The 13,974-nt window shown below is 63.2% G+C and carries 11 protein-coding genes; 4 read left to right on the top strand and 7 right to left on the bottom strand.

What is annotated here, in order from left to right; translation table 11 throughout:
• Positions 1 to 7: 7 nt before the first annotated feature.
• Positions 8 to 223: a TOBE domain-containing protein gene (locus tag QRN22_RS11975; protein WP_013793202.1), complete on the top strand. Its 216-nt coding sequence runs from the start codon at positions 8 to 10 to the stop codon at positions 221 to 223.
• A 207-nt stretch (positions 224 to 430) separates the two neighbouring features.
• Here the strand turns inward: QRN22_RS11975 and QRN22_RS11970 are convergent, their stop codons facing one another.
• Entirely contained in the window at positions 431 to 1,963 is a 1,533-nt protein-coding gene (locus tag QRN22_RS11970; protein ID WP_042554446.1) for an AhpA/YtjB family protein, read from the bottom strand.
• Between the two features lie 180 nt (positions 1,964 to 2,143).
• Between QRN22_RS11970 and serB the strand changes: the two genes are divergently transcribed.
• Positions 2,144 to 3,358 carry a phosphoserine phosphatase SerB gene (gene serB, locus QRN22_RS11965; RefSeq protein WP_042554447.1) on the top strand — a complete coding sequence of 405 codons (1,215 nt, stop codon included), beginning with the start codon at positions 2,144 to 2,146 and terminating at the stop codon, positions 3,356 to 3,358.
• A 43-nt stretch (positions 3,359 to 3,401) separates the two neighbouring features.
• Here serB and QRN22_RS11960 read toward each other — a convergent pair whose 3' ends face one another.
• From QRN22_RS11960 to QRN22_RS11940, 5 genes are all read right to left on the bottom strand, one after another.
• Entirely contained in the window at positions 3,402 to 5,465 is a 2,064-nt protein-coding gene (locus QRN22_RS11960; protein WP_042554448.1) for an EAL domain-containing response regulator, read from the bottom strand.
• Positions 5,466 to 5,522: 57 nt separating this feature from the next.
• Positions 5,523 to 7,325 carry a cyclic-di-GMP receptor FimW-related protein gene (locus QRN22_RS11955; RefSeq protein WP_042554449.1) on the bottom strand — a complete coding sequence of 601 codons (1,803 nt, stop codon included), beginning with the start codon at positions 7,323 to 7,325 and terminating at the stop codon, positions 5,523 to 5,525.
• A gap of 130 nt (positions 7,326 to 7,455) precedes the next feature.
• Positions 7,456 to 8,313 carry an archaetidylserine decarboxylase gene (asd, locus tag QRN22_RS11950; RefSeq protein ID WP_179540120.1) on the bottom strand — a complete coding sequence of 286 codons (858 nt, stop codon included), beginning with the start codon at positions 8,311 to 8,313 and terminating at the stop codon, positions 7,456 to 7,458.
• A gap of 58 nt (positions 8,314 to 8,371) precedes the next feature.
• Positions 8,372 to 9,187 (bottom strand): rhodanese-like domain-containing protein, encoded by an 816-nt coding sequence (locus QRN22_RS11945; RefSeq protein ID WP_042554451.1) that lies wholly within the window; start codon positions 9,185 to 9,187, stop codon positions 8,372 to 8,374.
• 68 nt (positions 9,188 to 9,255) lie between these two features.
• A complete protein-coding gene (locus QRN22_RS11940; RefSeq protein WP_042554452.1) occupies positions 9,256 to 10,767 on the bottom strand; it encodes an HDOD domain-containing protein in 1,512 nt (503 codons plus the stop codon).
• A 120-nt stretch (positions 10,768 to 10,887) separates the two neighbouring features.
• On the opposite strand from QRN22_RS11940, the gene motA reads away from it, so the two are divergent.
• Entirely contained in the window at positions 10,888 to 11,739 is an 852-nt protein-coding gene (gene motA, locus QRN22_RS11935) for a flagellar motor stator protein MotA (protein WP_042554453.1), read from the top strand.
• A gap of 5 nt (positions 11,740 to 11,744) precedes the next feature.
• Positions 11,745 to 12,773 carry a flagellar motor protein MotB gene (gene motB / locus QRN22_RS11930; RefSeq protein ID WP_042554454.1) on the top strand — a complete coding sequence of 343 codons (1,029 nt, stop codon included), beginning with the start codon at positions 11,745 to 11,747 and terminating at the stop codon, positions 12,771 to 12,773.
• Between the two features lie 71 nt (positions 12,774 to 12,844).
• Here the strand turns inward: motB and rsgA are convergent, their stop codons facing one another.
• Positions 12,845 to 13,876 carry a small ribosomal subunit biogenesis GTPase RsgA gene (rsgA, locus tag QRN22_RS11925; protein ID WP_042554455.1) on the bottom strand — a complete coding sequence of 344 codons (1,032 nt, stop codon included), beginning with the start codon at positions 13,874 to 13,876 and terminating at the stop codon, positions 12,845 to 12,847.
• Positions 13,877 to 13,974 lie beyond the last annotated feature (98 nt).

Below are 13,974 nucleotides of genomic sequence, written 5' to 3'. Positions count from 1 at the left end.
ATTCGACATGACCATTAAAGCCATCAACGTCCGTAACCAGTTCAAAGGCACCATCAAGGAAATCGTCGAGGGCGACGTGCTGTCGGAAATCGACGTGCAGACCGCAGCCGGCATCGTTACTTCGGTGATCACCACCCGTTCCGTGCGCGAGCTGGAACTGGGCGTGGGCAGCGAAGTGATCGCGTTCGTCAAGTCCACTGAGGTGTCCATCGCCAAGCTCTGATCGCTTCGCGCGGGAAAACGGCCGGCCTTGCGCCGGCCTTTTCGTGCCTGCTAGGTAATGCCCCATTCACAGTCCGAGCTGCGCGTTGCCTGCAGACTCCTCGTGTCAGTTGCGTAACGGGTATTGATGGGGAAGACGCCGCCCCCTTGTTCACCGCTTCGCTGGCGCGATGGTGGATGAGAAAGGCGCCATCCACCCCACGGGGGCCTAGCGCTCTTCGCGTAGCCTGGCCATCTGACGTTCGAGCAGCGCCGGATACGGATCGAGCAGGCGCTCGACGCAGCTGGCGCCCTCGGGGCTGGCGATGGCACGGATGCGGGCGCGCTGGCGCAGCGTGGCGTCTTCGCCTACGCGTCGTTCCACCAGCAGCAGGTTGCGGCTGTGCTGAGACAGGGCCAGGGCATCCTGTGCGGTTTCGCTCAACAGCAGGTCGCCTTGGCTGAGGCCCTGCAGGTCTTCACCCAGGGTCAGGCCGAGTTGCAGGTGCAGGGTGATGCCGCTGTCGGCAACTTCGATCTGCAGGGCGTGGCCCAGTGCGCGCAGCAGTTCACCGCAGCAGATGGCGTGAGTCAGGTAGTCGTCCTGGCTGTCCTGATGGTGGAAGAGCATCAGGCTGCTGCCATCGTTGAGGGTGTACAGCTGAGCCTTGTAAAGCGCCGCGGCCTTGTCCAGGCAGTTGCGGTAGCTTTCCAGAAGCTCCATCAGGCGGGTACGCGGCAAACGGCGCAGTTGCTCCTGAGCGCCCAGCTGGACCGCCAATACGGCACTCTTCTGCGGCGCAGCAGGTGCCGCCGGAGGGATGTGGGCAGGCGTCTCATCGCGGTCATACAGATCGGCGAAGGCATCGTCATCGGTGTCTTCACCGCGTCTGCGGCTTGGCGGATCGTAATCGTCGGTATCGAAGCGACTGTCGCGCAGGTCGCGAACTTCGAACTGCGGATCGTCGCGGCGATCCACTTCTTCGTCATCCTCGTCGTGCAGGAACTGCTCGTCCAGATCGTCGAGGTCGTCGAATTCCGGCTCTGGCTCCGGCTCGGGCTCCGGTTTTACCGGCGCGAGGCGAGCCTGCAGCTGCCGCGCCAGGTCGCCAATCTCGTCCTGGCGATTGGCGCCCGGGGCGTAATCATCAGGGTCACGCAGCCAGACCCGCATCTGCATCAGTGGCGTGGAGATCTGTCGGCCCAGGCGCAGGCTCAGCGACAGCGTCAGCGCCAGCAGGATGAGGCTGAGGATGCCCATGCTCTGCAGGCTGATGGTCATTGGCTGCTGGAATTGCTGCATGTCCAGGCTGATGCGCAACTGCCCGGCCATCACCTCCTGGAAAGTGATCGGCGTGGAGTACAGGCCCTCGGTCTCGCCGAGCATGCTCTTGCTGGGGCGGGTGCCGGCTTCCGCAAGGATGCGGTTGTCGACGCTGTAAATGGCCGCGTGCGCCACCAGCGGGTTCTTCACCAGGTTGTTGAGCAGCACGTTGAGGCTGAGGATGTCGTTGGACACCAGCAGTTCGGTGGCCGAGGCAGCCGTCTGCGTGATCAGGCTGCTGCCCAGTGCTTCGGCCTGCTGCTGCATGGCCTGCTTGAACTGCATGCCGATGACCCAGGCATAGATCACCAGCGCCATGGCCACCAGCAGCAAGCTGTGACTGACGACGCGCAATGCCAGCGGCACGCGACGTTGGCGCAGTGCACGGAAGAGCAGAAGGAAGAAGTTATCGGGTTTTACGGGGGCGGGCCGGTTCACAGAGCTCGGCTCTTGTCGACTGTAGATGCGGCGCAGTATAGCGAGCGACCCGCGCAGGGCAAAGCGCCGCGCGTGTCCGGAAGGCATTGAAAGTGGTTAGAATGTGCGTTTTTTCACCGGCCCTGCTGCACATCGCCGTTCGGCAGACCGTTCTTAGTCCTGCGAGCTCCGGAGTACGCCTTGCGCGAAATCGTCCTGATCAACATTACCGGTGAAGATCGGCCCGGCCTCACGGCTGCCATTACCGGCGTACTGGCCCAAGGTGGCGTGAACATTCTCGATATCGGCCAGGCGGTCATCCACGACACGCTGTCTTTCGGCATCCTGGTGGAAATTCCCGATACCGAGCGCGCGTCCTCGGTGCTCAAGGACATCCTCTTCACCGCCTACAAGCTCGACCAGCAGGTGCGGTTCACGCCGGTATCGGAAGACGATTACCAGAACTGGGTGGCCGGGCAGGGCAAGGCACGCCACAGCGTGACGCTGCTGACCCGCAAGGTCACCGCCGAGCAGTTGCAGCGCGTCAGTGCGATCACCGCCCGGTACGGGTTGAATATCGACCATATCGACCGACTGTCCGGGCGTATGCCGCTGGACATGCCGGTCGAGCAGGGCAAGGGTTGCATCGAATTTTCGGTACGTGGCGAGCCGAGTGATCCGGCCGCTTTGCGGGCCGAATTTCTCAGCGTGGCCCAGGAGCTGAACGTCGATATCGCCTTTCAGGCCGATTCTCTGTTTCGCCGCAATCGTCGCCTGGCCGTGTTCGACATGGATTCCACCCTGATCGAGGCGGAAGTGATCGACGAACTGGCCAAGGCCGCCGGTGTCGGTGAGCAGGTATCGGAAATCACCGAGCGGGCCATGCGTGGCGAGCTGGACTTCCGTGCCAGCTTCAAGGAGCGCCTGGCCCTGCTGAAAGGCCTGGATGTGGGTGTTCTGGATGAGATCGGCGCGTCGCTGCGTCTGACCGAAGGTGCCGAGAACCTGTTCGCCGAGCTCAAGCGCCTGGGCTACAAGACCGCCATTCTGTCCGGCGGCTTCACCTACTTCGCCAAGCAACTGCAGGCCAAGCTGGGCATCGACTACGTGTTCGCCAACGAACTGGAAGTGGTCGATGGCAAGGTCACCGGTGTGGCCATCGAGCCGATCGTCGATGCGCAGCGCAAGGCTGATCTGTTGCGCGAGCTGGCGCACAAGGAGGGTTTGCGTCTGGAACAGACCATTGCCGTCGGCGATGGCGCCAATGACCTGCCGATGCTGGCCATTGCCGGGCTGGGTGTGGCATTTCGGGCCAAGCCGCTGGTCAAGCAATCGGCCAAGCAGGCGATCTCCACCCTTGGCCTGGACGGCCTTCTTTATCTGCTGGGTTTCCGCGACCGCGACGGTCAGCGGTAAGCGAAATGCAGCTGCAACGGGGCGGCCAGGCTGCCCTGTTGGCTCAATCGTCTGACGAGAAGTTGTAATCCATCGACTGACTCGGGCCCTGCAGGTAGTAACCCTGAATGTAGTTCGTGCCGGCTTGCCACAGGGTGGCGAGGACGCTGGCGGACTCCACGAACGGCACGATGGTCAGCTTGGCCTGGCTGTGCAGGCTGGCGAGCATGGTCTTCAGCGCTTCCTGATTGGCCGGATCGCTGAGGTCCTTGGCGAAGGAGCCATCCACCTTGACGAAGTCGACGGGCAGGTGCCTGAGCGTATTGAACGGGTTCAGCGCGCAGCCGAACTGACTCAGGGCGATATGGCAGTGCAGATCCTTGAGGCCGTGGGTCAGCGCTTTCACCTGTTTCAGGTAGGCAATGGCATCCGGTTCGCTGAACTGGAATACCAGGGCATCGGAAGGCAGGCGCGCGGCCTTCAGGGCGACACTGAGCCAGGGCAGCAGCGTCTGATCCTGCAGGCTGGCGCTGGACAGGTGCACGAACAGGCGTGTCGCGTGCCCTTTGGAGCGGTGGTCGGCGAGCAGCTTGATCGAGCTGAGGATCACCCAGCGGTCGATCTTCTCACCCATTCCCGAGTCCCTGGCCACGGCCAGGAATTCCCCGGGCGGGACTTCCTGACCGGATGGGCTGAGCAGGCGCAGCAGCACTTCGTAGTGTTCGTGCTCATCGCCTCGCAGGCTGATGACCGGCTGGAACAACAGGCGGAAGCTGTTCTGTTCCAGCGCCTGCTGCACCATCGCCACGACACTGCCGCGGCTGGCTGCTGCGGCCAGTTCCTCGGCCGGGTCGAACAGTTTGAGGGTGCCCGGCTCGTCGATCTGATCGGCGCAGCGCTGCGCGCGGTCGATCACTTCACCTGCCTTGGGCGTGGTGTCGTTGAGGCCGGCAACGCCGATCGACAGGGTGGTTTGTGCAGTGCGTCCGTTGATGTCGAACAGGTGCGTCTCGGCCTTGCGCAGCAGGGCCTCGAGTTGCGGGCGCTGTTGCTGCGGTGTCATGCCCGCTTGCAGAACGGCGAACACATCGTCGCCGAAGCGCGCCAGATGGGCATCCTGCGGGAAATGCGTGCGCAGCATGCCGGCGAGGTCGGTCAGCAGCAGATCGATGGCGCCCAGGCCCATTTCGGCAAGCAGGGCGGCATAGCGATCGACGCGAATGTAGGCCAGGCTCGCCGGCTGTTCGTCGTTCACCGCGCGATGCGCTGCGGTATCCATCAGCTCGATGAAGTGGGCGCGGTTATACAGGCCGGTGACCAGATCCAGGCTGCTGATCTCCCGCAGCTTCTCTTCCAGTTCGGCGTTGCCGCTTTCGGCGCGGATCACCGCCTGGATGCAGGGCTCACCGTCGTAGGCTGCGGGGGAGAGGGTGACGCGCGCCGAGAACGTGCTTTCGTCGGTGCGCACACCTGCACAGGACAACTCGTGATCGTCCAGATGCTGATAGTTTTTCAGGAAGTCCTTGAAGGCACCCTGGTCGGCGCTGCCGATCAGGTCGATCATCGGCAGGCCTTCCAGTTCTTCGGCGTCGTCGAAGCCGAACAGCTCGAGGTAGGCGCGGTTGGCATAGATGTGCATGCCGTCGTGCACATAGGCGATGGCATCCACCGAGCTGTCCAGCAGCAGCTGGCAGCGCTTCTCCGCTTCGCGCAGGGCTACCTCGGCGGCGCGGCGGGCGCGGCGTTCCTCGAGGTTGACCAGCTCGCGACGGGCCACCAGCACCAGGCGCTCGTCCTCGCCCTGAGGCAACGCATCCTGAGCACCCAGCATCAGCGCCTCGGTGACGCTGTCGGGCTCGTTGTCGGCCAGCAGCAGAATGACCGGAATGTCCTTGCCCTGATGACGAATGCAGGAGAGCGCTTCGTGGGGCTCCAGGCATTCGCTGACGGGGGCGCAGATCAGCAGATCCCAATTGTGCTTGAGGGCTTCGAGCAGATCCTCGCTGGAGATCAGCCGATGTACACGGGTCGCGTTACCGGCATTACGGAACAGGCTGACGAGACGCTCTGCCTCATTCTGCGAATCTTCGAGAATCAGCAGGCGGATGGTTTTCTTTTCGATGGCCATTAGCGAGGTCGAATCTGCGATAAGACAGCAGAAGAAGGCGGGAGGGTTTCCCGCAATCTACAGCGACTTCCAGAGTGAGTCAAAGTCTTCCTCCCCGGCCGGCCGGTGGGTTCCGGAGGCTGTGACGGAGGTCGCGTGATCGACGCTTTTCTGCTCGAGATCGTGATACTCGAACTGGCTGAAACTGCCGGTGCTGGCCTGTTTCTGGCTCAGCACGGCGCGGCGCTCCTTGCCACTGATGTTGATCAGCACCTTGCTACCTTCCTGGAAAGGCAGGCGTGGCGTGATCAGTGTGGCCGGGCGGGAAATGGCGGAGATTTCCGGGAGCAGCAGGGCGCGCAGGTACTGGCTGTTCTGTTCGGCCTTGCGTACCAGTTGCAGGCCGCAGGATTGCGCGTGTGGGGCGATCAGTTCGATGCCCATCTGCGTGCCGCCACCGCGTACCTGGCGAATCCAGCGTACTACGGCCACGCTCCAGCTCTGCTGCGGGTTGTCTCGGATGCCCAGCAGTTCACCGGCCTGCAGCTGGTTGGGCACTTCCTTCGGCCAGGACAGGCAATAGCCGCCAGGGCTGTGGTTGACGATCGACAGCGTGTAGCTCGGGAAGCCTTCGCCCGCCCCGGAGGCCGATTGTTCCTGGTCCTCGACGGGCTTGGGGTATTCGATTTCCTCGAACGGCAGACCATGTTCCCACTCGGTGCCGCGCCGTGCGTCCGGGGCGTTGGACCAGATATCCGGTTCGCTGCTGACCGGCTTGAACGAAGCGGTGGTTTCTATCGGCTGCTTGAGGATCTCGCTGAATGCCCGGCCGTTGGCCAGGTAGTAGTTCAAGGCGCTCATGCCGATGCACAGGGTCATGCTGCCAGTGCCCTGGGTGCGCTGGAAGGTGCGCTCGGAAATGTCGCCCCAGGCTGCAGCGGCATGCTGCAGCATGTCGATGGTGAAGCCATCCGGCACGGGCAGGCGCGACTGGCTTCTTTCCTCGGGCAGCAGATGCAGGTGGTCCTTGATGGCATTGACCAGCGGTGTCGGGTCGATACCCAGGGCGCCTTGCAACTCGCTTGGCTGGAACAGCGAGGTATAGCGCGGCGGCCCGTCCAGCTGGGGGGCGACGGCAAAGATGCTCGATGGATGGCCGCCAGCCTGCAGGTTGATCAGTGTGCTCCAAGCTTCCAGTGCTTCGGCCAGACGGGCGATGGCGCTCTGGCGCATCTGGTTGCAGCGTGAGCAGCCGATCAGCAGCGCCACGATGTAACTCTGCTCGACGCTCAGCCCCTGGGTGTGGCGCGCCAGCGGGTCGCGGATCACCACCTTGTGGAGGTCCTGCTGATGAGCGATCAGGTAAAGCTGGTGCAGCTCCAGCCACAGCCCCTCGGGGACCGGACAGTACAGCTGGCTGGTACGAATCAGCGGGCCATTGAGGCTGTGAACGGCACGCTGCAGCGCGGTGCCGAGCAGTTGGTTGCGTTCACGGTTCGGCTGGGCGGCGAGGCGTGAAATGATCAGCTTGTAGCCGATGGCCAGGTGGTTCTGCAGGGCCTGGCACAGATTGGCCACCTTGCGCGGGCGCTCGTCGAGGACGATGGCCTGGTTGAGGAAGTGGCGCTCCAGATGCTGACAGACGAAGTACACCTCGGGCCGCAACAGCTCGAGCAGTTGCAGACGGTTGTCCGAGGGGGTCAGCAACTGGTTGAGCTCGATCAGCGCCTGGTACAACTGGCGCGCGGTTTCACCGATGTTGGCCTTGGGCAGGCCGGCGATCCAGCGTTTCAGGTCACGTGGCGTGGCGTCGCAGAAAGTCAGGCCCTGCTTGGTCGGCGTCGGGACGCGGAGCAAAAGGTGGGGGCTCTGTTTATCCATCAAACTTTCTTACTCCAGCGCCAACATGCGAGCGAATCGTTCGGTAATCGTGAGGCGACTCTAGCAGCATCTGGCCATCGTCGCAGCCTTTGCACCAATCATGGCGAAGGCTGCAGGCCGTGCTGCCGGTTCACTGGCCGAGCAATTGGCCCATGCGCACGGGGCTATTGGCAGCCAGCTCCTCGGCCCATTTCACCTGTTCCGGGCCAAACAGCACGATGGCGGTGGAACCGAGCTTGAAACGGCCCAGCTCCGCACCCTTCTCGAGGCTGACCGGTGCCCGGGCGGCTTCGTCGTAGCGTACGGTCTTCAGTTCCCGCTTGGGCGGCGTGATCAGGCCGGCCCAGACGGTTTCGATGGAGGCGACGATCATCGCGCCAACCAGTACCACGGCCATGGGGCCGCGTTCGGTGTCGAACAGGCAGACCACGCGCTCGTTGCGGGCGAACAGCTCGGGAACGTTTTCGGCGGTGGTCTGGTTCACCGAAAACAGGCGACCCGGCACGTAGATCATTTCCTTCAGGGTGCCGGCCAGCGGCATATGCACGCGGTGGTAGTCCTTGGGAGACAGATACACGGTGGCGAAATCGCCGCCCATGAAGGGCGCCGCGCGTTCGCTGTCACCGCCCAGCAGTTCGGTCACGCTGTAGCTGTGGCCCTTGGCCTGGAATACCCGGCCGTGCTCGATGCGGCCAAGCTGGCTGACGGCACCGTCCGCGGGGCAGAGTACCGCGCCAGGCAGATTGTCCAGCGGGCGGGCGCCTTCTTTCAGGGCGCGGGTGAAGAATGCGTTGAAGTGTTCGAATGCAGTCGGATCCTCGACCTGCGCCTCGCTCATGTCGACCTGATACTGCTTGGCGAACCAGGTGATCAGGCGATTCTTGAACCAGGGTGCCCGGCATTCGGCTGCGCAGCCGATCAGGCGCGACAGCAGGTGATGCGGAGTCAGGTACTGGCTGAGGATAAACAGGCGTTCTTTCATCTTTATTCCTTGGCAGCCCGGCATTTCTTGCCGGGCGAATTACAAGTGGACAATCAAGTCGCACTCACTGTTCGACAGGTGTATCGGAAAGATTGCCCCATTCGCTCCACGAGCCGGCGTAGGCCTTGACCCGTGGGTAGCCCAGGGCCTTGGCCACCAGATAGGTGAAGCCGGAGCGGCGATGGCTCTGGCAGTGGGTGATGATTTCCTTGTCGGCGCTCAGGCCCAACTGGTTCAACTGCTGGCCGATATCCTCGCGGATACGCAGGCCGCGGGCGGGATCCATGCCGGCCGTCCACTCGAAGTGGATGGCGCCGGGAATATGCCCCCCCCTGGCGGCCTGTACCTTTTCGCCGCGGTACTCCTCCAGCGAACGGGCATCCCAGATGGCCAGATCGTCGGCGCCCAGGCGCGACTTCAGGTAATCGAGGCTGGCCGTCGGCTCGTCGCTCAGCGACAGCCGCACCGGTGTGCTTTTCGGTTCGGGCACAGCCTGATCCAGCGGACGCTGCTCAGCCTCCCAGGCGGTCAGGCCACCGTTGAGAAAGTGATAGCGCGGGTGGCCGATTACATCCAGCAACCAGATGAAGCGCCCAGCCCAGCCGCCGCCTTCATCGTCGTAAACCACGTAGGTGGCGTGCGGGTGATGGCCAAGCTCGCTGAACAATTGCTCCAGTGCCGCCTGTTGGGGTAGCAGGCCAGGTGCCGGCGGTCTGCCCAACTGAGTGCGTTTGCTGTCGACGAAACGGGCGCCGGGAATGTGCCCGGCCTCATAACGAGCACGGCTGCTCAGGTCGACCAGAATCAGGCTCGGTTCTTCCAGGCGCGTAGCGAGGTGCGCGGGCTCGATGACCAGCGGCAGTTCGTCGAAGGCAGTCATACGGGCCTCGTTGGCAGAAATGAGAACGGGATTGTAGCGCAGCCAGGGCCTGGGAAAAGAGCCGCGGTTCAGCGCTTACGTTTGCTGAACGTGTCCAGGGCGCGCTCTATGCATTGCGCGGTCTTGGCGAACGCCTGCAAAGCGGTATCGCTGATCGGTTTGCCGTGCAGATCGGCGAACAGGATCATCACCACCCGGTCGTTGCTGGCCAGGGAGCGGATCAGCAGGTGCTCACTGGGCAGCAGGGCCTTCAGATTGCCCGGCAGCAGCGCGGAAAACTGGGCGATATTGGCGGGCGTGAGACGCAATTGCGCAGGCGTCTGCAGCAGGCGACGCAGCACCTGGCTTTGCGCCGGGTCGACAGCCAGGCCGCTGGCGGTGGCGTCGACGCCAGCATGCTGTTGCACCTGCAGGCGGCTGTGGGTGCGGTCGGCGAGCAGCATGAGCAGGCGCGACAGGCCGGTCGCCTGCAAGGCCTGGCGGGCGCAGGTGGTGAGTTGCTGCACGTTGCTGAACGCCGTCGGCTGGGCGAGCAGTTGAGCGCACAGTTGTCGCCAGTCGGCGAGTGGCGACGTTGGCGCCGGCTTGGGCGGCTGGAAGTGCCGTACGTTCCAGGGCCAGAGCAGTGCCTCGGCCGGGTGCCAGAGGTCGGTGGTGTCCAGCTGCCGTGCGCTTTGCGCAGCATTCTGATGGATGTGCTGGTGCAGCTCCGGCAGTGGCATCTGCAGGTACAGGCTGTTGAGCCGCTGCCAGCGCCGGGTGTGACTGCCGGTCCAGGCGTTGTGCGCGGAAACGGCCAGCACGTTGGCCAGCAGGATGCTGTTGGCCGGCTGGGTCAGCCAACGCTGCAGCGTCGGGTCGGCGTCCAGTTCCTGCTGCTGACGCAGCGGGTCGTCGTGCTTGCGCGCCAGGCGCAGCGCCTTGGCCAGCAGGCGCCGGTCGTTGAGCAGCAGTTGATAGCCCTGAATGATCCACGCCGGCAGGCGCCAGTGTTCGGCCAGCGCCAGGCACAATTCGAACAGGGAAATGCCCAGCAACTCGCGTTCGACCCGCGCCGGCCGTTCGCCGTTGATCAGTACGCGCTGCTCCCAGGCCTCGAACAGATGAGGGTGAGCCGCCAGCAGTGCCCAGACCGGGGAGAGGAACAGCAGGCTGCCCCAGTGGATTTCCTGCCACAGCCTGGCGAGGCGTGCGGCGAACAGGCCGTTGGCCTGTTGCGCAGCATGCTGGCTGATCAACTGGATCTGCCGCAGCGGCTGGGGAATGTCGGCGACAGCCTTGGCCGGTATGCGCATCAAAAGCTCTTCGGCGCGTTTCAGGCCCAGGCGATTGAGGGCGGTTTCCAGGCTTTCTGCCGCTTCGCCAAGGCTGCTGCTCTTGCGATTGGCTTCGCGCAGCACGCAGAGCACCAGTGCCGGGCTATCCTGCATCAGGTCGGCGATCTCGCGCAGCGAGCGGCGGCTATCGCCCAGGGCGCGGCGAACCTGCTGGTGATAGTGGGTCGGGATGGGCAACACCTGACCGTCCAGCTGCTTGAGCCAGGCATCGAGGGTGCGCGGTAACGGCGTGCTTGCGACCATGGGGATATGCCAAAATGGCTTTTTTTAGACTTAACTGACTATAGTCTCGCGCATCTCTTCCGATAAGTAGAAGGGGTGTTTCGTGCATTCCCTTTCTTTTCACTTCAGTAAGTTTTCCTTATGGCCAAAATCATCGGCATCATCGTTGTCTTCGCTTGCGTCTTTGGCGGTTTTGTCGCGTCTGGCGGCAAACTCATGGCGCTGGTGCATCCCTTCGAGGTGTTGATCATCGGCGGTGCCGCGCTGGGCGCGTTTCTGCAGGCCAACCCGGGCAGCATGTTCATGACCGTCCTCAAGAAGTCGTTGAAGATGTTCAAGTCGCGCTTTACCCATGATTACTACCTAGAAGTGCTGCGCCTGCTCTACGAGATCCTCAACAAGGCGCGCCGCGAAGGGATGATGGCCATCGAGGCCGATCTCGAGGATCCCGCGGCCAGCCCGATCTTCAGCAAGTATCCGGCGGTGTTGGGTGATGAGCGCATGGTCGCCTTCATCTGCGATTACCTGCGCATCATGTCCTCGGGCAACATGGCGCCGCACGAACTGGAAGGCCTGTTCGACATGGAACTGGTTGGCCTGAAGGAGGAACTCGAGCATCCCGCCCATGCCGTGGCGAAGATCGCCGACGGCATGCCGGCCATGGGTATCGTGGCGGCTGTACTGGGTATCGTGATCACCATGTCGATCCTGGCCGAGGCGGACAACGCGCAGATTGGCGAGAAAGTCGGCACGGCACTGGTCGGTACCTTTCTCGGCATTCTCGCCTCCTATGGTTTTTTCGGTCCATTGGCCGCCGCCCTCGAACACGATGCCAAGGAAGAACTGAACGTCTACGAGGCCATCAAGGCAGGCCTGGTCGCCTCCGCCTCCGGAATGCCGCCGTCGCTGGCGGTGGAGTTCTCGCGCAAGACCCTCTACCCGGCGCACCGCCCAAGCTTCAGCGAGCTTGAACAGGCAATGCGCGGGAACTAAGCACCATGGAAAACAACCAGCCGATTATCGTCAAGCGGGTCAAGAAGGTCGCCGGGGGCCACCATGGTGGTGCCTGGAAGATCGCCTTCGCCGACTTCGCCACGGCGATGATGGCCTTCTTCATGGTGATGTGGCTGATGTCCTCGGCCACGCCCGAGCAGAAGAAGCTGATTTCCGGCTATTTCAAGGACCCTATCGGTTTTTCTGAAAGTGCCAGCCCCTACGTCATCGACCTGGGCGGCTCGCCGACCCCATCGCCGGATCGCACCCTCAACGAACAGCCCCAGGAGGCGCCGGGGGACGAAGCGGACACTGATCCCAAGGATCCTGCCGAACTGGACGCCGAGCAGGCCGAGGCCAAGGCCGAAGAGGTGGAGCGCGAGCGTCTGGAGTTGCTGCTGCAGGAACTGCAGAACAAGGTCGAGCAGGACCCGCAGTTGCAGCGTTTCAAGGATCAGATTCTTTTCGAGATTACCCAGGACGGTCTGCGCATTCAGATCGTCGATGCCGAGAACCGGCCCATGTTCGCCCTGGGCAGCGCCCAGTTGCAGCCCTATTTCGAGGACATCCTGTTCGCCCTGACCGACACCATCAAGGCGGTACCGAACAAGATCAGCGTCAGCGGTCATACCGATGCCAAGCCGTTCGCCGGCGCTGGTGGTTTCGGCAACTGGGAGCTGTCGGCCAACCGCGCCAACGCCGCGCGTCGGGTGTTGATCGCAGCAGGTTACGACGATGCTCAGGTGGCGCGGGTGGTCGGGTATGCATCTTCGGCGTTGTTCGACCGCAACGATCCGTTCAATCCGGTCAATCGCCGTATCGATATCGTGGTGCTGACCAAGAAGGCTCAGCGCAACATCGAAGGTGAGCAGGGTGGCGGCGAGCTGGCGCCCGATCCAGCACCGGATGCGCCCGCTGGTGGTGCTGGTGGTACTGGTGCACCGGCTGGTGCGCCGTTATCCAACGAGCAAGTGCGTGAACGGTTGAACATCTTCGAAGACGGCACGCTGCAGGTGGATCAGCCCGAGGAGTGATCGGCCTGCATGGCCAAAGCCCGCTGAGTGGGTACGCCCGGGCAGTGGTGCATGGGCGCTGCTGCCCTCATTCAGTACTCGGCCTCCGGCAGGCTGGCGAGAATGTGCCGGTAGCTGTTCATCCGCTGCGGCTGAATGCGCCCATCCTCCAATGCCTTGAGCAGTGCACAGCCTGGCTCGCGGTCGTGCTTGCAGTCGCGGAAGCGGCAATGGCCGAGCAGCTCGGCGAACTCGATGAAGCCAGCCTCCACGTCGTCCCGGCTAACGTGCACCAGACCGAATTCCCGGATACCCGGTGAGTCGATCAGCTGGCCGCCACCGGGGAAATGGAACAGCCGTGCCGTGGTGGTGGTGTGTGTGCCCTTGCCGGTCAGTTCGGACAAGGGGCCGACTCGGGTGTCGACGCCCGGTAGCAGGCTGTTGACCAGCGACGACTTGCCCACACCGGACTGGCCGACGAATACGCTGATATTGCCATCGAGCTGCTGCTTGAGCTGCTCCATGCCATCACCTTCCAGGGCAGACACTTCCAGCAGCGGGTAACCCAACTGGCGGTACACGCCGAGCAATGCGTTCAGCGCCGTTTCATTCTGTGCATCGATCAGATCGGCCTTGTTGAGCAGCAGCAGTGGGCGGATGCCAGCATGCTCGGCTGCAACCAGGTAGCGGTCGATCAGGTTGGCATGGGGCTCGGGCAGTGGCGCGAAGACGATGACGATCAGATCGACGTTGGCCGCTACCGGCTTGAGTTGGCCACGGGTGTCCGGGCGACACAGCTCGGTGTCGCGTGGCAGTTGGGCGACGATCACGCCAATACCCTGGTTGCCGGGGCGCCACACCACCCGGTCGCCGGTAACCAGAGTCGGCAGGTTGGCGCGCAGGTGGCAGCGGAAAATCTGGCCTGACAGCTCGCCGTCCGTGGCCTCGACTTCCACTTGCACACCGAAGTGAGCGATCACCAGGCCGGTCTGTTCCGGGCCCAGATCGCCGCCTTCCAGGGTTTCCACCACGCGGGATTCGCGTTTGGCCGCACGTGCGGCACGTTCGCCCTGGATTTTTTCGATGCGCCAGTTTTGCCGGCGGTTGAGTTGGCGTTTGGCCATGGGGCTTCCGAGTGTGTGATGCGCTGAAAATGGAGGCGAGTCTAGCATGCCCCGAGGGCGGCAATTTGCGCATGCCAGCGCTAGACTGGCCATCCATC

This window comes from Pseudomonas sp. MEJ086 (assembly GCF_030209025.1).
Taxonomy (GTDB): Bacteria; Pseudomonadota; Gammaproteobacteria; order Pseudomonadales; family Pseudomonadaceae; genus Aquipseudomonas; species Aquipseudomonas fulva_A.
This window is presented reverse-complemented; position numbering and strand designations above follow the sequence as displayed.

Excerpts from the sequence above, each read along its gene's own strand:
- QRN22_RS11975 (WP_013793202.1), top strand. The coding sequence starts at position 8 with ATGACCATTAAAGCCATCAACGTCCGTAACCAGTTCAAAGGCACCATC.
- QRN22_RS11960 (WP_042554448.1), bottom strand. The coding sequence starts at position 5,465 with ATGGCCATCGAAAAGAAAACCATCCGCCTGCTGATTCTCGAAGATTCG.
- QRN22_RS11955 (WP_042554449.1), bottom strand. The coding sequence starts at position 7,325 with ATGGATAAACAGAGCCCCCACCTTTTGCTCCGCGTCCCGACGCCGACC.
- QRN22_RS11945 (WP_042554451.1), bottom strand. The coding sequence starts at position 9,187 with ATGACTGCCTTCGACGAACTGCCGCTGGTCATCGAGCCCGCGCACCTC.
- QRN22_RS11940 (WP_042554452.1), bottom strand. The coding sequence starts at position 10,767 with ATGGTCGCAAGCACGCCGTTACCGCGCACCCTCGATGCCTGGCTCAAG.
- motA (WP_042554453.1), top strand. The coding sequence starts at position 10,888 with ATGGCCAAAATCATCGGCATCATCGTTGTCTTCGCTTGCGTCTTTGGC.
- motB (WP_042554454.1), top strand. The coding sequence starts at position 11,745 with ATGGAAAACAACCAGCCGATTATCGTCAAGCGGGTCAAGAAGGTCGCC.
- rsgA (WP_042554455.1), bottom strand. The coding sequence starts at position 13,876 with ATGGCCAAACGCCAACTCAACCGCCGGCAAAACTGGCGCATCGAAAAA.